This is a genomic window from Rhodococcus sp. LW-XY12, assembly GCF_019317345.1.
Lineage (GTDB): Bacteria > Actinomycetota > Actinomycetes > Mycobacteriales > Mycobacteriaceae > Rhodococcus > Rhodococcus pyridinivorans.
This window is the reverse complement of record NZ_CP079225.1, coordinates 2,881,812-2,898,893: the sequence shown is the minus strand read 5'-3', so window position 1 is coordinate 2,898,893 and position 17,082 is coordinate 2,881,812. Positions and strand designations below refer to the sequence as shown.

Sequence of the window (17,082 nt, the reverse complement as noted above, 5' to 3'; positions counted from 1 at the left end):
GATTCCATGGCGTTCGCAAGTGAGCATCCCGTCGTCGCACACTCCGAGTTCCGGCCGGTGGGTGAGATCGAGCGCACCGAGGCCCGTTTCGAGGTCGTCAGCGAGTACGAACCGGCCGGCGATCAGCCGGCCGCCATCGACGAGCTCGAGCGCCGGCTGAGGGCGGGGGAGAAGGACGTCGTCCTGCTCGGTGCCACCGGTACCGGCAAGTCCGCCACCACCGCGTGGCTCATCGAACGCGTCCAGCGACCCACCCTCGTGATGGCGCCCAACAAGACTCTGGCCGCGCAGCTCGCCAACGAGCTGCGAGACATGTTGCCCAACAACGCAGTCGAGTACTTCGTCTCGTACTACGATTACTACCAGCCCGAGGCGTACATCGCGCAGACCGACACCTACATCGAGAAGGACTCGTCGATCAACGACGACGTCGAGCGGCTGCGGCACTCCGCCACCTCGTCGCTGCTGTCCCGCCGCGACGTCGTGGTGGTCGCGTCCGTCTCGTGCATCTACGGTCTCGGTACCCCGCAGTCCTATCTCGACCGGTCCATCCAGCTCGAGGTCGGTGTGGAGGTGCCGCGCGACGCGCTGCTGCGCCTGCTCGTCGACGTCCAGTACGCCCGCAACGACATGGCGTTCACCCGCGGATCGTTCCGCGTCAAGGGCGACACCGTCGACATCATCCCCGCCTACGAGGAACTCGCCGTGCGGATCGAGTTCTTCGGCGACGAGATCGACGCGCTGTACTACCTGCACCCGCTCACCGGCGACGTCGTGCGCAAGGTCGACTCCCTGCGCATCTTCCCGGCCACCCACTACGTCGCCGGTCCCGAGCGCATGGAACGCGCCGTCGCGAGTATCGAGGCCGAGCTCGAGGAGCGCCTGGCCGATCTGGAGAACCGCGGCAAGCTGCTCGAGGCGCAGCGTCTGCGCATGCGCACCCAGTACGACATCGAGATGATCCGGCAGGTCGGCTTCTGCTCCGGCATCGAGAACTACTCCCGCCACATCGACGGACGACCCGCCGGATCCGCGCCGGCGACGCTCATCGACTACTTCCCGGAGGACTTCCTCCTGGTCATCGACGAGTCGCACGTCACCGTGCCGCAGATCGGCGCGATGTACGAGGGCGACATGTCGCGCAAGCGCAACCTCGTCGACTTCGGTTTCCGTCTCCCGTCGGCGGTCGACAACCGGCCACTGACCTGGGAGGAGTTCGCCGCCCGCATCGGGCAGACGGTCTACCTGTCGGCCACCCCCGGCCCGTACGAGCTCGGACAGACAGGTGGCGAGTTCGTCGAGCAGGTCATCCGGCCCACCGGCCTCGTCGACCCGCAGGTCGTCGTCAAGCCCACCAAGGGGCAGATCGACGATCTCGTGCACGAGATCCGCGAACGTGCCGAGCGCGACGAACGCGTCCTCGTCACCACCCTCACCAAGAAGATGGCCGAGGACCTCACCGACTACCTGCTCGAACTCGGTATCCGGGTGCGCTATCTGCACTCCGACATCGACACCCTGCGCCGCGTCGAACTGCTGCGACAACTGCGCCTGGGCGAATACGACGTGCTCGTCGGCATCAACCTGCTCCGCGAGGGTCTCGACCTCCCCGAGGTGTCGTTGGTGGCGATCCTCGACGCCGACAAGGAAGGCTTCCTACGGTCGACGACCTCGCTGATCCAGACCATCGGCCGCGCGGCCCGCAACGTCTCGGGTGAAGTGCACATGTACGCCGACAAGATCACCGACTCGATGGCGCGGGCCATCGAGGAGACCGAACGGCGGCGCGAGAAGCAGATCGCCTACAACACCGAACACGGTCTCGATCCGAAGCCGCTGCGCAAGAAGATCGCCGACATCCTCGACCAGGTCTATCAGGAGGCCGAGGACACCGAGGCCGTCGAGGTGGGCGGCTCCGGCCGCAACGCTTCGCGTGGTCGCCGAGCCCAGGGCGAGTCCGGACGGGCCGTCAGCTCCGGTGTCGTGGAAGGTCGCGACACCTCGACGATGCCGCGCGCCGAGCTCGCCGATCTCGTGCAGCAGCTCACCGACCAGATGATGCAGGCCGCCCGCGACCTGCAGTTCGAGCTGGCCGCACGGCTTCGCGACGAGATCTCCGATCTGAAGAAGGAACTGCGCGGGATGGACGCCGCGGGTCTGAAGTAGTCGCCCGGCCCGATCGGCGCCGGCGACTCGGGTAGGGTCCACTCCCATGGATCCCTCTTCCGCCGGGCGTGCTGCCCGCGCACTCGAGCTGCTGCACTTGGTCGTCTACTTCGCGCCGGACATCGCGGGTGAACTCGCCGCGCTCGGTGTCGACGGACCGGCTGCGCAGTACTTCGGTGGACGCGCGGCACCCCTGGGTGCCGTCGGCCCCGGGGTCGTGACCGCGACGTTCTGCAGCTTCTCGCCCCGCCTGGTGGCATCGGCCGTCCCGGCAGTGTGGGAGACGGCCGAGCCGGCCACGATCATCGCGGCGCGGTTGCGGGCTTTGGACGCACTCCATCGACGGGTCCTCGGGCAGGACGTACTCGGCTCCGCGGAGATGAACGAGGCGGCGGACCTCGCGGCCACCGCGGCGCGGGCGATTCCCGGCCCGGACGGTCGCCCGCTCTACGCCGCCTACGCCGATCTGCCCTGGCCCGAGGAGGCGCACCTGCGCCTGTGGCACGCCCTGACCCTGCTGCGCGAGTATCGCGGCGACGGTCATATCGCGGCCCTGCAGACGGCAGGGCTTTCGGGGCTCGATGCGCTCGTCACCCACACGGCGACCGGTATCGGGTTCGCCACTGATCCGGCCCGGAAGCTGCGGGGCTGGTCGCGGGACGAGTGGGCGGACGCCGAGAAGGGATTGCGCGGGCGCGGCCTGCTCGACAAGCGCGGCGAGCTCACCGGTGAGGGCTTCGAGGTCCGCGAACTCGTCGAGGATCTCACCGACGACCTGGCGGTCGCGCCGTGGACTGCGCTCGGTGAGGAGGGGGTGGAACGTTTGCTCGACCTCGCGTTGCCGTGGCGCGACGCCTTCGTCGACGCCGAGGTATTCCCTGCCGGCCTGTTCGGCCCGCGTTACGGTGACGCGCGGTAACATCAAACCTGATTGTGGGATGAGACCCAAACCTCCCACCCGGGCCGCCCATCCCGCTACTGTCGACGCAGCGTATGGCGGGGGAGCGTGCGTGTCCTCCGTCGACGACGGCATCGGCGGCCCGCGTCGATGGACCACACACTCGATGGAGGATGAATGAGCGCCTACCGGACCATAGTCGTCGGAACCGATGGTTCCGAATCGTCGTATCGGGCCGTGGAGAAGGCAGCTGCTCTGGCCGGCGACGCGGGCGCCCAACTGGTGATCGCCTGCGCCTACTACCCGGCCGACCCCAAGGACACCGCACAGGCCGCCGACGCGCTGCGCGACGAGGCGTACCAGGTCACCGGCTCGGCACCGACCTACGAGATCCTGCGCACCGCACGGGAGAAGGCAACCGTCGCCGGCGCCCGCAAGATCACCGAGCGGCCCATCGTCGGTGCACCTGTCGAATCGCTCCTCACGCTCGTCGAGGAGGTCGAAGCCGATCTCATCGTCATCGGCAATCGCGGCCTCAACACGCTGACCGGGCGGCTGCTCGGCTCCGTCCCCTCGGACGTCGCCCGCAAGGCCCTGTGCGACGTGCTGGTAGTGCACACGGTCCGCTGACGGATCAGCAGTACTCCTCGCGGGCGGTTTCGAGATAGCGCGCGGCGGCGTCGTCCGCCGACATGCGCGAACCCGAGGCGCCCGCGGCGTAGGCGGCGATCGGCCGGAGCGTGACGAGGACGTCGTGCTCCGGCACGCCCGCGCGCAACTGGTCGCACACCCCTCGCACCACCGCAAGCACCGTGTCGTCCGTGACGTCGGCGACCAGACCGGACGTCTCCAGTGCCTCCTTCACCCGCAGGAAACGCGCGTCGGGCGGCGTCGACGAGGTAGGGGATACCGACGTCGTGGACGTCGCGGCCTGCGCCTCGTCCTGGGTCGGCGTGACCGATCCGCACGCGGCGGAGACGAAGAACCCGCTCAGCGCCGCGATCGCAGCGCACCCCGCTCGACGTATCCGGTGGTGCGCTGCCCGATAGGCCACGTGTTCGTTCCCTCCGCGGATGATCCGTCCCATCTCCTTGCCCCGAAGGACGGTACCGTCCGGTGGCCGGTCCCGGGGTCCGCTCGGCGGTGTCGGCCGAACCGTGTCGGTTCAGCAGCGTGTCGGTCCGGCGATACCGGCCAGCACCTCCGGCAACGCCTCCGAGTGCACCACCCCGAGACGCTGGGTGGCGCGGGTCAATGCCACGTACAGGTCGTTCATCCCGCGTGAGGAATCGGTGAGAATCTCCGCAGGTTCGACGAGCAGCACCGCGTCGAACTCGAGTCCCTTGACCTCCTTGACGGTCGCGACCGTGACCGACTCGGACGCGAGGTGCTCCCACGCACCCACGAGTCGCGCCGGGGCGAGCACGGCAGTCGTACCCGGGCCGGTCTCCGCCTCGAGAGCTGCCTGCACGGTGGCGAGCACCGCGTCCGCCTCGACGTGCTGCGACCACGGCTCGAAACCGGACTCGCGCACCGACTGCGGCGGCCCCTGGTCGGGATCGATCTCCGCGAGCACCGCGTGCGCGATCCGCATGATCTCCGCCGGCGTGCGGTAGTTGACCGTCAGTTCGGTCTTCTTCCACCGGTTCGCGACATACGGTTCGAGAATCTGCTGCCACGACTCGGTTCCCGCCGGATCCCCGGTCTGCGCGGTGTCGCCCACCAGGGTCATCCAGCGATTCGGGATGCGGCGCATGATCGTTCGCCACGCCATCGCCGACAACTCCTGCGCCTCGTCGACGATCACATGACCGTACGTCCAGGTGCGATCGCCGGCCGCCCGCTCCGCCGTGGTCTCGTGACGACGGTGGTTCTGCCGTTCGGCGAGCTGGGTGGCGTCGATCAGGTCGTACGCCATGAGCAGTTCGGGATCGAGGTCGTCCTCGAGATCCTGCGGTGCCGAACCGGTGAGGATGTCGAGTGCGCCCTGCGCGTCGGCGATCTGCTTGCGCCAGCGCCGCTTCGCGCGTTCGCGTTCGGCGGCGTCGTCCACCCCGAGCAGTTCGGCGAGCTCGTCGAGCAGTGGAGCGTCGGCGGCGCTGAAGTGTCCCGATGCATCGGGACGGTGCAGCGCATCGATCTGCTCGTCGGTCAGGGCCGGAGCCGCCGACGCGATCCGGTCGCGGGAGGCCAGCAGATCCGAGAGCACCTGCTGCGGGGACAGTTCCGGCCACAGCGCGTCGATCGCACCGACGATGTCGGGATCCGAACGCATCTCGGACCGGATGTCGTGGATGTCCTCCCGGCTCAACAGGTTCGCGCCACCGAGCGGGTTCGATCCGATGATCCCGGCCAACTGGTCGGCGAGGGCATCGATCACACCGTTCACGAAGATCGGCCGGGCCAGGTTGTGCGGCCGACGGGACGACCGGGCGCGACCCCGCGCACGGGTCACGATCGTGCGGTCGAGGGTGAGCGCGTAGGTGTCGAAACTCAGCTGCACGGGGGATCGGGGCACCTCCTGCCGGTCGCGGACCGCCTTCTCGAGCACCTTCACCATGTCCAGGGAGCCCTTCAGTTCGCCGGCCATCGGATCGTCCTCGATCGTCGGCGTGACCCCCGGATACAGATCCCCGACCGTCGACAGCAGCACGCCGGTCTCACCGAGCGAGGGCAGCACCTGACCGATGTAGTCGAGGAAGCGGCTGTTCGGACCCACGATCAGCACGCCGCTCTTGGCCAGTTGCTTGCGGTAGGTGTAGAGCAGGTAGGCCGCGCGGTGCAGCGCGACCGCGGTCTTGCCGGTGCCCGGACCACCCTGGACGACGAGCACACTGCGATGCTCGGACCGGATGACCGCGTCCTGCTCGGCCTGGATCGTCGCCACGATGTCGTGCATCTGCCCGGTGCGCGCGGCGTTCAGCGCGGCGAGCAGCGCCGATTCTCCGGCCACGCCACCGGCCGGTGGGGTGTCGGCGTGCTCGAGCGCCGCGTCGAGGTCGAGGTACTCGTCGTGCAGTGCGGTGACGGTGCGGCCGCGGCTGCGGAGGTGGCGGCGCAGCACGACACCGTCGGGCGCGGCGGGGGTCGCGAGGTAGAACGGGCGGGCCTGGGGTGCGCGCCAGTCGAGCAGCAGCGACTCGTAGTCGTTGTCCTCGTCGAGGATGCCGAGGCGGCCGATGTAGCGGGCCTCGACGCCGTCCTCCGTCACGGGGCCGGAGGTGTCCGTCCCGTCGTCCCGCACATCGATGCGGCCGAAGCACAAGCCGTGCTCGGCGGCGTCGTACTTCGCGATGTCCTCGGTGTACATGTGGGTGTACGCCTCGCGTTCGCTGCGCGCCTGTGGGGTGCCTCCGGTCTCGCGCAGCACGCGGGCCAGCCGGGTCTTCGCGTAGGCGCGCAAACCGTCGAGATGCGTGTAGAGCATCGCCACGTAGGCCTGCTCGCGGTCGAGCTCCGGATGGGACGCGCCATCAACCGGCACAGGGACTCCTCGGGGATAGACAGGACGAGATCGCTCGCCGCCGCAGGGGTGGCGCGTCGACGAAAGTGCCCGAGAAGTCTAGTCGCCGCAGGAGGAAAACGGGCAGAAAGCCTGATCACAGCAGTGCGGGCGTGCGATTTCCACGCACGCCCGCACCCTTGTGCCGTAACCGGACTACTACTTCTTCTTCTCGAGCGCCTTCAGGTTCTTCGCGAGCTTCTTCTCCGCCTTCGTGCCCTGCTTGCGCGCGGCCTCGGCACGCAGACGGGCCTTCTCCGCGGCGACGTGAGCCCGAGCGTTCAGGATCGCGGACTGCTCCTCGGCGAGCTTGGCCCATTCCGAGCTGCGATCGACCGTGGTGTCCCACAGCTTCGAGCCACGCTTGCGGGCGACGTCGGCGAGCTCGGGGGTGCGCTCGCGCGCCAAACCGAGCAGTTCGGTGCCGCGTTCACGGGCGCCCTCGGCGAGTTCGGGGGCGCGCTCACGCGCGACACCGAGGATCTCGGCGCTGCGATCGCGCGCCCGTTCGGTCAGCACCGGGCCGCGGTCGCGGGCGACCTCGAGCAGTCCGCTGCTCCGCTCGCGTGCGGCCTCTGCGAGTTCGGGTGCACGTTCCTTGGCGATCTCGAGGATGTGTCCACCCTGCTCGCCGGCTTCCTCCGTCAGCGTCTTGACCCGCTCGGCGACGGTGTGCAGCGTTTCGGCCGTGTGACCGTCCGAGGAGTGGCCCGGCAGTGCAGCGGCCACCGACTTCTGCGCGGCACGCGCGGCGCGACGGCTCCGCCAGCCCAGCGACGGCTTGCCCTCGGTGTCCACGGCGGCGATGAGCAGACCGCCGATCAGGCTCACGTTCTTGATGAGCTGGATGCGCTGCTGGGCGCGGGCCTCGGGGTCCTCGACGTTCCAGAAGTCATGGCCCGCGACGGTCGTCGGCACGAGGCTGCCGATCAGCGCGAGAGCGGACAGACGAGGTGCTTTCCCGAGTGCGAACAGGGTCCCGGCGCCGATCTGCACTGCGGCGTTGATCTGGACGAGAGTCTCGGGATTGCTGGGAAGCCGGTCGGTGATCGACGCCGGCAAGGCGTTCACAGCCTGATCGAGCCCGGGCTGCGCGGCACCTGCTTTCGGCTCGGGCTTCCGCAGGGCGTCGATACCCCCGGCGATGAAGATGGACGCGAGCATGGGCCGCGCAATTCTCCGGACGAGCATGTGGTTCCTCCCGTGGTCGGCTGTGTTTCCAAACCCTGACACAGGTACCCCAAGCGTCACGGGAATATGCACGAAGCAGGGCCGAAGGGTGCGAAACGATATTTCGGGTCATACGGAAACTCGAAAAAACCCGAATCTCGTCGTCGACGAGCGCCCCCGACATCACCTCGACGGCCGACTCGCCGCGCGGGACGTCGGAATCTCAGGCGGCCGATCCTCAGTAGTGAGCGGCAGATCCGTGACGGTCTCGAACAGGTGCGGACCCGAGGCGGTGTCGACGCTGCGCTCGATGGTCAGGTGCGCGACGCGTCCTCGCGTCCGCAGGGTGGCGATCTGGTTCCCGAAGCTCGGACCTGCCATCTTCGACCACGAGAACGACGTCTCGGGAACGGCCGTCACCGGACCGAGCAGCAACCGCACGACGCGCTCCGCCTTGCGTCCCCATGCGGCGCGGAAGGCGACCCGGACAGCTGCGGGGACGTGGTTGTGCAGGGGCGAACAAGTCAGTTGGTACACCGTGCCGGCGGTCGGCGTCGCGAATCGGACGCGGGCGGCGTAGGCATGGTGCACGTCGCCCGAAAGGACACAGATTGTCGCGGGCGCGCAGCCGGACGTTTCGGCGCGACGCCCGGCAGCGACATCCAGCAACAAACGGGCGAGTCGCTCGAACGAATCGCGGAAGGCCGCCCAGTGTTCGAGATCGGCGGCGCGCCGGAGCTTCTCGGCCCATCGCGCCCATCGGTCACCGCGCACACCGGACGCGAGCTTCTCGTCCCACGCCTCGAGGTCGTGCATCGTGCGGGGGAGGAGCCACGGCAGCGACGTGCCGATCAGGAGGTGGTGGTAGTCGCCGTCGGTCTGCTCCTCGATCCAGTCGAACTCCGGATCGGACACCATGTCGCGCCGGTCGGGCGCGAGCACCCGCCCGCACCGCGAATCGATCACCAGCAGACGCACCGGTCCGAAATCGCGGCGATACGACCATCGCACTCCCGGACTGCCGTCGGCTTCCTCGTCGGCGCCGGACGCGAACGCACGCAAGATCGGTTCGGCGTCCCCGGCACAGTTCCGCACCCGGTCGTAGAGCGGGTCCTCGTCCAGCTCCGAGGGAGCGAGGTTACCGAGATGCTGATAGATCCAGTACGACGCCAACGCCCCGACGATGCGTTCCTCCCACCACGCGGAGGCCTCCATCTCCCTGCGCCACGAATAGGAGGTGTTCCAGTCGTCGTGCACGTCGTGATCGTCGAAGATCATCGAGGTCGGCACGTTCGACAACAGCCATCGGACGTTGTCCTCGGACCACGACCGGCTGTACAGCCAGGTGTACTCCTCGAAGTCGCGTACCTGGGCTCCGGGCGGTTCCGACAGATCGTGACGCTCACCGACCCGTCGCTTCATCTCCTCCGACAGCTCGTCGGCGTAGACCTGATCTCCCAGCAGCAACAGCGCGTCGGGCCATTCGTCGACCGGTAGGGAACGCATGCGCTGCGCGTAGGCGACGAGAGCGTCCTTTCCGAGGACGGCTGTCGGTTCCGCGCTCTCCGAGGCCACCCGGCACGACCCGAAGGCGAGCACTAAATCCTCGGGGTCGTCTTCCGCGGTCCTGATCAGCGGCGATGCAACACCGACGGGTGGCCACACGACCCGGCCGTCGAGATCCACCTCGTAGGGCGTCACCGATCCGGGTTCGAGTTCTCGGACGGTGACGAGCGCGTAATGGTGCCCCGCGACGGTCCACGTGTGTTCGGAACTGCCGAGCACATGCACCGTGCACGGCTCGGACGTCTCCACCCAGATCGTGGCGTCCGTATCGCCGATGTGCCTGAGCACCGGCCCCAGTACGAGATCCGCCACAGTGTCAGGCCTCCGTGCTCGTGCGAGCTCGTCCGGTTTTCGAGCGTACTCGCGGCAGTGGAGCACAGGAGGATTCCGGCGAACTCCGATCCTCGTTCGGCCTCCGCGCCTCTGCGACGGGGCGCACGCTGGAACGGACGCAGCACAAGCGGCCCGCTCGGGTCGTTGCCGCGTGCTGGAAGGGGGCCCGGACATGACCGACGCGGAGAATTCGACCCGCTGGGATCGGCTCGACGACGAAGAGAAACGGCAGGCGAGGGAGAAGGCCGAGGAGATCGACCGCATGTACGAACCGGGAGCGCGGCCGACCACGGTCGTGCCGGGCACGAACGGGATGGTCTCGGGAACGGCCTTCGCAGATATGGCGGGCGAGCGCTCGAGGGACGAGCCCGCCGGAGCGGGCAAGGGCGAAGGGTCGGCCGACAGGGACGGTGCCCCCGACTAGACGTCGTGCGAGCACGCTCGGGTGTCACAGATCCGGCCGTCGCAGGCTAGGCCTCGTACCGAGTGCCGTCCGGCCCGAGGCGGACCGAGACGGACCGTCACCAGCCCCGCTCGCGCCACTCGCCGAGATGCGGACGTTCGGCTCCGAGGGTCGAGTCCTTGCCGTGTCCGGGGTAGAAGATCGTCTCGTCGTCGAAGCGGTCGAAGATCTTGGACTCGACGTCGCCGAGGAGCGATCGGAAGGCGTCGTCGTTCGGGGTCTTGCCGACGCCGCCGGGGAACAGTGAATCGCCGGTGAAGATGTGCGTACGACCCGTGCCCCGTTCCGTGAGGACCAACGCAACCGACCCCGGAGTGTGTCCTGAGAGGTGGATCACCTCGAGATTCAGCTCACCGATCTGCACGGTGTCGCCCTCGGCCAGGATCCGGTCGGGCGTCACCGGCAGGGGATCGGCGTCGAGTTCGTGTGCGGCGGTAGGCACACCGGTCTCCGCGGCGACCCGCTCGAGACCCTGCCAGTGATCCCAGTGCTGATGGGTGGTGACGATGAGCTCGAGCTCCGGCGCGTTGTCGCGGAGGAATCGCACGAGACGGTCGGGTTCGTTTGCGGCGTCGATGAAGACGGACTTGCCGGTGGCGTCGTCGGTGACGAGATAGGTGTTGTTGTTCATCTCGCCGACGGCAAGTTTGACGATGCTCGCTCCGGGAATCCTTCGGCGTTGCGCGGGTCCGCCGGGAGTGACGTCGCCGGTGTAGGTGTCTTCGATGATCACGGGCTGCTGCGTCATGCAGCCAAACCTACCTTCGGGTGCGCGCGCGTGAGCCTGAGGCGCGCGGTTGTTCGTCACGGAAACGTGTCGGTACCCGCGCCTACCATGGCTGAGGGCCGAATTCCGGCCTTGTCTACAGGAAGGATGTGGCGTGGCAGACCGCCTGATCGTGCGTGGAGCCCGGGAACACAACCTGCGTGGTGTCGACCTGGACCTGCCGCGCGACAGTCTGATCGTGTTCACCGGGCTGTCGGGTTCGGGCAAGTCGAGCCTCGCGTTCGACACCATCTTCGCCGAGGGGCAGCGGCGCTACGTCGAGTCGTTGTCGGCCTACGCCCGCCAGTTCCTCGGTCAGATGGACAAGCCGGACGTCGACTTCATCGAGGGCCTGTCGCCTGCGGTGTCGATCGACCAGAAATCCACCAACCGCAACCCGCGGTCCACCGTGGGCACCATCACCGAGGTCTACGACTACCTGCGTCTGCTGTACGCCCGGGCCGGCACTCCGCACTGCCCGGTCTGTGGCGAGCAGATCTCCCGGCAGACGCCGCAGCAGATCGTCGACCAGGTGCTGGAGATGGAGGCCGGGGCCCGTTTCCAGGTCCTCGCGCCCGTCGTGCGCACCCGGAAGGGCGAGTTCGTCGACCTCTTCGAGCAGCTGACCGTCCAGGGCTACTCCCGCGTGCGTGTCGACGGGGTCGTCCACCCGCTGTCCGATCCGCCGAAGCTGAAGAAACAGGAGAAGCACGACATCGAGGTCGTCGTCGACCGCCTCGCCGTCAAGCCCAGCGCGCAGCAGCGACTCACCGACTCCATCGAGACCGCGCTGCGGCTCGCCGAGGGTGTCGTCGTGCTCGACTTCGTCGATCGTGAGGAGGATGCCCCCGATCGCGAGCGTCGGTTCTCCGAGAACCTGGCGTGCCCGAACGCGCACCCGCTGTCGATCGACGAACTCGAGCCGCGGTCGTTCTCCTTCAACTCGCCCTACGGTGCGTGCCCCGAGTGTGCGGGTCTCGGTGTGCGCAAGGAGGTCGATCCCGATCTCGTCGTGCCCGACCCGGATCTGAGCCTGGCCGACGGCGCGATCGCGCCCTGGTCGATGGGCCAGAGCGCCGAATACTTCGGCCGACTGCTGTCCGGCCTGGCCGACGCCCTCGAATTCGACATCGACACCCCGTGGCGGAAACTGCCCGTCAAGGTGCGCAAGGCCGTGCTGGAGGGCAGCACCGAGCAGGTGCACGTGCGCTACAAGAACCGCTACGGCCGCGTCCGTTCGTACTACGCCGAGTTCGAGGGCGTCATGCCGTTCCTGCACCGCCGTCTCGAGCAGTCCGAGTCCGAGCAGGCGAAGGAACGTTACGAGGGCTACATGCGGGAGATCCCGTGCCCGGCCTGCGCCGGTGCCCGCCTTCGTCCCGAGATTCTGGCCGTGACGGTCAGCGCGGGCGACTTCGGTGCGATGTCCATTGCCGAGGTGAGCGACCTGTCGATCGCCGAGTGCGCACGCTTCCTCGACGGTCTCGTCCTCGGCGCCCGCGAGGCCGCCATCGCTGGGCAGGTCCTCAAGGAGATCCAGGCCCGGCTAGGCTTCCTGCTCGACGTCGGACTCGACTACCTCACCCTCTCGCGCGCCGCGGGCACCCTCTCCGGTGGTGAGGCACAGCGCATCCGTCTCGCCACGCAGATCGGATCCGGTCTCGTCGGCGTTCTGTACGTGCTCGACGAGCCGTCGATCGGTCTGCATCAGCGCGACAACCGTCGTCTCATCGACACCCTCACGCGACTGCGCGATCTGGGCAACACGCTCATCGTCGTCGAGCACGACGAGGACACCGTCCGTGCCTCCGACTGGGTCGTCGACATCGGACCGCGCGCGGGCGAGCACGGCGGGACGGTCGTCCACAGCGGCACTTACAAGGAGCTGCTCGACAACCCGGAATCGCTCACCGGCGCCTATCTGTCCGGACGCGAGGAGATCGAGATCCCCGCGCTCCGGCGGCCGATCGACAAGGGCCGGCAGGTCACGGTCGTCGGCGCCCGCGAGAACAATCTGCGCGAGATCGACGTGGCGTTCCCACTCGGCGTCCTCACCTGCGTCACCGGTGTCTCCGGCTCCGGGAAGTCGACACTCGTCAACGACATTCTCGCGACGGTGATGGCCAACAAGCTCAACGGCGCGCGGCAGGTTCCCGGACGGCACACCCGCATCAACGGACTCGACCAGCTCGACAAGCTCGTGCAGGTCGACCAGTCGCCGATCGGCCGCACCCCGCGCTCGAACCCCGCGACCTACACGGGTGTATTCGACAAGATCCGCAGCCTGTTCGCCTCCACCACCGAGGCGAAGGTGCGCGGCTACCAGCCGGGTCGGTTCTCGTTCAACGTCAAGGGCGGGCGGTGCGAGGCGTGCTCGGGCGACGGCACGTTGAAGATCGAGATGAACTTCCTGCCCGACGTGTACGTGCCGTGCGAGGTGTGCCACGGCGCCCGCTACAACCGCGAAACGCTCGAGGTGCATTACAAGGGCAAGACCATCGCCGAGGTGCTCGACATGTCGATCGAGGAGGCGGCGGAGTTCTTCCGGCCGGTCACCTCCATCCACCGCTACCTCAACACGCTGGCGGAGGTCGGTCTCGGTTACGTGCGCCTGGGCCAGCCGGCGACGACCCTGTCCGGCGGTGAGGCGCAGCGCGTCAAGCTCGCCGCCGAACTGCAGAAGCGTTCCAACGGGCGCACCGCGTACATCCTCGACGAGCCCACCACGGGCCTGCACTTCGAGGACATCCGCAAGCTGCTCGGGGTCATCAACGGTCTGGTCGACAAGGGCAACACCGTGATCGTCATCGAGCACAACCTCGATGTCATCAAGACCGCCGACTGGATCATCGACATGGGTCCCGAGGGCGGTTCCGGTGGCGGCACGGTGGTCGCGGAGGGCACTCCGGAAGAGGTGGTCACGGTGGAGGAGAGCTACACCGGACGCTTCCTTGCGGAGATCCTCGACGGGCGGATCACTGCACCTGCTTCCGCGCCGGTACGCAAGCGCGCGACGAAGGCGACCAAGGCGACCGCGACCAAGACTGCCGCTACGAAGTCGGCCACGAAGGCGAAGACCGCCAAGAAGAAGGTGGCGGCCGCGAGCTGACGAATCGAGCCGCCCGCCTCGGAAGAGGCGGGCGGCTCGATCTCGTGGCTCGTGAAGCAGCCGGGGAGCGTGAAGTCGGCGGGACTCCGGTTCGGCTCAGTAGACCGGGCCGGTGTACTTCTCGCCCGGGCCCTTGCCGGGCTCGTCGGGCACCGCCGACGCCTCGCGGAAGGCGCGCTGCAGTGCCTGCAGTCCTTCGCGCAGCGGGCCGGCGTGCGGACCGAGATATTCCACCGACGAGGTGATCAGGCCGGCGAGTGCGGTAATCACGCGGCGGGCCTCGTCGAGGTCACGTCGCGCGCTGCTGTCGGGATCCTCGTCGGCGAGACCGAGCTTCTCGGCAGCCGAACTCATGAGCATCACGGCTGCGCGGCTGATCACCTCGACGGCCGGGATGTCGGCGAGTTCGCGCACATCCTCCGCCGCAGCGTCCTGATCGGGGGTCTCGGGAGCATCCGTCATAGCGTCGAGCATAGGGTCGCGCCGCTCGGCGCCGACCGTGCGGGTGCGGCGCCGACGCGCCGATTCGTCGTCGACGTGGCTTTTTGTTAGACTTGATCCCACGACCGCCCGCGGTGATCCTCCGTGGGCAGCAAAGTGGAGTCCGACTCCCACCTCTGGCGGCACATCGATGCAGCTGAGAGGTCCGGTTCTCCGGGCGTAGAAGCCCGGATGTCCGCCCTGCATCGGGCGGTGCGGATCACGCAGCGTGAGCTGGGTGCCGTCGACCGGTCGGTATCGGACCCCGCGTGGAGCCTCGGCACCACAGCGGGGTCTTCTTGTCGAGGAGTAGGGCCACGTGCTGCGGTGCGGTCAAACCGACCACACCGCTCTACCTAGGAGGCCCCATCAGCGCTGAGACCCGCATCAACGAACGCATCCGAGTTCCCGAAGTCCGGCTCGTCGGACCCGGCGGTGAACAGGTCGGAATCGTGCGTGTTGAAGATGCCCTCCGCCTGGCAATCGAAGCCGACCTCGACCTTGTCGAGGTGGCGCCCGACGCCCGGCCGCCGGTCTGCAAAATCATGGACTACGGCAAGTTCAAGTACGAAGCCGCGCAGAAGGCGCGCGAATCGCGCAAGAACCAGCAGCAGACCGTGATCAAGGAGCAGAAGCTCCGTCCGAAGATCGACGACCACGATTACGAGACCAAGAAGCGCAACGTCGTGCGCTTCCTCGAGGCCGGTTCGAAGGTCAAGGTCACGATCATGTTCCGCGGCCGCGAGCAGTCGCGCCCCGAACTCGGATACCGGTTGCTGCAGCGCCTCGGCGCCGATGTCGCCGACCTCGGCTTCATCGAGACCAGTCCGAAGCAGGACGGCCGGAACATGACCATGGTGCTGGCCCCGCACAAGGGTGCGAAGACCCGCGCGAAGGCTCAGGAAGCCGCGCAGGCCGCACCGGCGCAGGCCGCACCGCGCCCGGCAGCCTCCGCTGCCCCGACCACGGAGTCCGCGCCGTCCGCGCCGGCTCCCGGGACGGGCGACGCCCCGAGCAACTAGCCCGCTCAGGCAGCACATCCGGTGCTGTCCGTGAGCACCGATGTACGCACACGACAAGAACTGAGGACTCCATGCCCAAGTCGAAGACCCACAGCGGCACCGCGAAGCGATTCAAGGTGTCCGGTAGCGGAAAGGTCCTGCGCCAGAAGGCGGGTCGCCGCCACCTGCTCGAGCACAAGTCCTCGCGGGTGACGCGTCGCCTCGACGGCAAGGCCGTCGTCGCCGATGCCGACGCTCCGCGCGTCAAGCGCATGCTCGGGCTCTGAGCCTCTCCGACCGATCCATCCGGGGACACCTCGTTCGTCCCCCGAACTCTGACAGGACACATAACCAGTGGCACGCGTGAAGAGGGCCGTCAACGCCCAGAAGAAGCGTCGTTCGATTCTCGAGGCCTCGAAGGGCTACCGCGGACAGCGCTCGCGTCTGTACCGCAAGGCCAAGGAGCAGCAGCTTCACTCGCTGACCTACGCCTACCGCGACCGTCGCGCCCGCAAGGGTGATTTCCGCAAGCTGTGGATCAGCCGCATCAACGCTGCTGCCCGCGCCAACGACATCACCTACAACCGCTTCATCCAGGGCCTTAAGGCCGCCGGTGTCGAGGTGGACCGCAAGATCCTCGCCGAGCTCGCCGTCTCCGACGCCGAAGCCTTCGCCGGCCTCGTGGCCGTCGCCAAGGCTGCCCTTCCGGCCGACGTCAACGCTCCGGCTGCCTGAGTGCTGCCCTGAGCTACGACAACATCCAGGAACGACCCGTGGACACGCTCACCGAGCGCACACCACGGGTCGTTTCTGCTGTGAAACTGCTCCGGACCGCCGAGCGTCGCAAGACCGGGCGGTTCCTCGCCGAGGGTGAGAACTCCGTCACCGAGGCGCTCGCCGCTGCACGCGTGCACGAACTTTTCGTCACCGAGGCGGCCGCCGGCCGGTACGCGACGGTCGTCGACGAAGCACGCCACAAGGGTGTGCGCGTGGGGATCGTCACCGAGCGGGCCGCCGCCCGGCTGTCCGACACCGTCACCCCGCCCGGCCTCGTCGCTGTGTGCGACACCCTCGACGTGCCGCTCGCCGAAGCGGTGACCCCGCGGTCGCGGCTGCTCGCCGTGCCCGTCGCGGTCGCCGAACCCGGCAACGCCGGCACCCTCATCCGCGTCTCCGACGCCGTCGGCGCCGACGCCGTGGTCCTCGCCGGCGACAGCGTCGACCCGCACAACGGCAAGTGCGTGCGCTCCTCGGCCGGCAGCATCTTCCACCTGCCGGTCGCGCGCGAACGCGACACCGACCGGGTACTGGCCACGCTCGCCGAGGCCGGCGTGCAGATCCTCGCGACGGCCGCCGACGGGGAGATCGACCTCGACGACGCCGACGAGTTGCTCGCCGCGCCCACCGCGTGGCTGTTCGGCAACGAGGCCCACGGACTCGATCCGCAGGTCGCCGCCCGCGCCGACCACCGCGTCCGCATCCCCATCCGCGGACGCGCCGAATCGCTCAACCTCGCCACCGCCGCCTCGATCTGCCTGTATGCGAGCGCGCGGGTGCAACATCGGGCCGCTCGGCCCATCACATAGGATTTCCCGGGTGCGCCGCGGCCTCCGGCCCGGACCGCACCA

15 protein-coding genes are annotated in these 17,082 nt (G+C 68.3%); 9 read left to right on the top strand and 6 right to left on the bottom strand.

Annotated elements, in window-relative coordinates; all coding sequences use genetic code 11:
- Positions 1-6: 6 nt before the first annotated feature.
- From uvrB to KXC42_RS13515, 3 genes are all read left to right on the top strand, one after another.
- Complete coding sequence (uvrB, locus tag KXC42_RS13525) at positions 7-2,166, top strand: excinuclease ABC subunit UvrB (protein ID WP_019289647.1); 2,160 nt, start codon at positions 7-9, stop codon at positions 2,164-2,166.
- 46 nt (positions 2,167-2,212) lie between these two features.
- Complete coding sequence (locus KXC42_RS13520) at positions 2,213-3,085, top strand: hypothetical protein (protein ID WP_039584007.1); 873 nt, start codon at positions 2,213-2,215, stop codon at positions 3,083-3,085.
- Positions 3,086-3,241: 156 nt separating this feature from the next.
- Positions 3,242-3,694 (top strand): universal stress protein, encoded by a 453-nt coding sequence (locus tag KXC42_RS13515; protein WP_006553987.1) that lies wholly within the window; start codon positions 3,242-3,244, stop codon positions 3,692-3,694.
- Between the two features lie 4 nt (positions 3,695-3,698).
- On the opposite strand, the gene KXC42_RS13510 is transcribed toward KXC42_RS13515, so the two are convergent.
- From KXC42_RS13510 to KXC42_RS13495, 4 genes are all read right to left on the bottom strand, one after another.
- Positions 3,699-4,118: a DUF732 domain-containing protein gene (locus KXC42_RS13510; protein ID WP_219129150.1), complete on the bottom strand. Its 420-nt coding sequence runs from the start codon at positions 4,116-4,118 to the stop codon at positions 3,699-3,701.
- Positions 4,119-4,229: 111 nt separating this feature from the next.
- On the bottom strand, positions 4,230-6,548 hold the full coding sequence (locus tag KXC42_RS13505; protein WP_373922156.1) for an ATP-binding domain-containing protein: 2,319 nt from the start codon (positions 6,546-6,548) through the stop codon (positions 4,230-4,232).
- A gap of 177 nt (positions 6,549-6,725) precedes the next feature.
- Positions 6,726-7,757, bottom strand: a complete 1,032-nt coding sequence (locus KXC42_RS13500; RefSeq protein ID WP_219129149.1) for a DoxX family protein — start codon at positions 7,755-7,757, stop codon at positions 6,726-6,728.
- Between the two features lie 162 nt (positions 7,758-7,919).
- Entirely contained in the window at positions 7,920-9,614 is a 1,695-nt protein-coding gene (locus KXC42_RS13495) for an alkaline phosphatase D family protein (RefSeq protein WP_219129148.1), read from the bottom strand.
- A gap of 193 nt (positions 9,615-9,807) precedes the next feature.
- On the opposite strand from KXC42_RS13495, the gene KXC42_RS13490 reads away from it, so the two are divergent.
- The gene (locus KXC42_RS13490) at positions 9,808-10,059 is read left to right on the top strand and encodes a hypothetical protein (RefSeq protein WP_219129147.1); all 252 of its coding nucleotides are present in this window, start codon (positions 9,808-9,810) and stop codon (positions 10,057-10,059) included.
- A 97-nt stretch (positions 10,060-10,156) separates the two neighbouring features.
- On the opposite strand, the gene KXC42_RS13485 is transcribed toward KXC42_RS13490, so the two are convergent.
- Positions 10,157-10,846 carry an MBL fold metallo-hydrolase gene (locus tag KXC42_RS13485; RefSeq protein ID WP_006553982.1) on the bottom strand — a complete coding sequence of 230 codons (690 nt, stop codon included), beginning with the start codon at positions 10,844-10,846 and terminating at the stop codon, positions 10,157-10,159.
- Positions 10,847-10,979: 133 nt separating this feature from the next.
- Between KXC42_RS13485 and uvrA the strand changes: the two genes are divergently transcribed.
- A complete protein-coding gene (uvrA, locus tag KXC42_RS13480; protein ID WP_006553981.1) occupies positions 10,980-13,973 on the top strand; it encodes an excinuclease ABC subunit UvrA in 2,994 nt (997 codons plus the stop codon).
- A 96-nt stretch (positions 13,974-14,069) separates the two neighbouring features.
- Here the strand turns inward: uvrA and KXC42_RS13475 are convergent, their stop codons facing one another.
- A complete protein-coding gene (locus tag KXC42_RS13475; RefSeq protein ID WP_016692782.1) occupies positions 14,070-14,435 on the bottom strand; it encodes a DUF1844 domain-containing protein in 366 nt (121 codons plus the stop codon).
- A gap of 317 nt (positions 14,436-14,752) precedes the next feature.
- Between KXC42_RS13475 and infC the strand changes: the two genes are divergently transcribed.
- The 4 genes from infC to KXC42_RS13455 all read left to right on the top strand — a co-directional run bounded on the left by infC (position 14,753) and on the right by KXC42_RS13455 (position 17,040).
- Entirely contained in the window at positions 14,753-15,475 is a 723-nt protein-coding gene (gene infC, locus KXC42_RS13470) for a translation initiation factor IF-3 (protein WP_033097706.1), read from the top strand.
- Between the two features lie 71 nt (positions 15,476-15,546).
- Positions 15,547-15,741: a 50S ribosomal protein L35 gene (gene rpmI, locus KXC42_RS13465; RefSeq protein ID WP_006553978.1), complete on the top strand. Its 195-nt coding sequence runs from the start codon at positions 15,547-15,549 to the stop codon at positions 15,739-15,741.
- Positions 15,742-15,808: 67 nt separating this feature from the next.
- Complete coding sequence (gene rplT / locus KXC42_RS13460) at positions 15,809-16,189, top strand: 50S ribosomal protein L20 (RefSeq protein WP_006553977.1); 381 nt, start codon at positions 15,809-15,811, stop codon at positions 16,187-16,189.
- 38 nt (positions 16,190-16,227) lie between these two features.
- The gene (locus KXC42_RS13455; RefSeq protein WP_006553976.1) at positions 16,228-17,040 is read left to right on the top strand and encodes an RNA methyltransferase; all 813 of its coding nucleotides are present in this window, start codon (positions 16,228-16,230) and stop codon (positions 17,038-17,040) included.
- Positions 17,041-17,082: the final 42 nt, after the last annotated feature.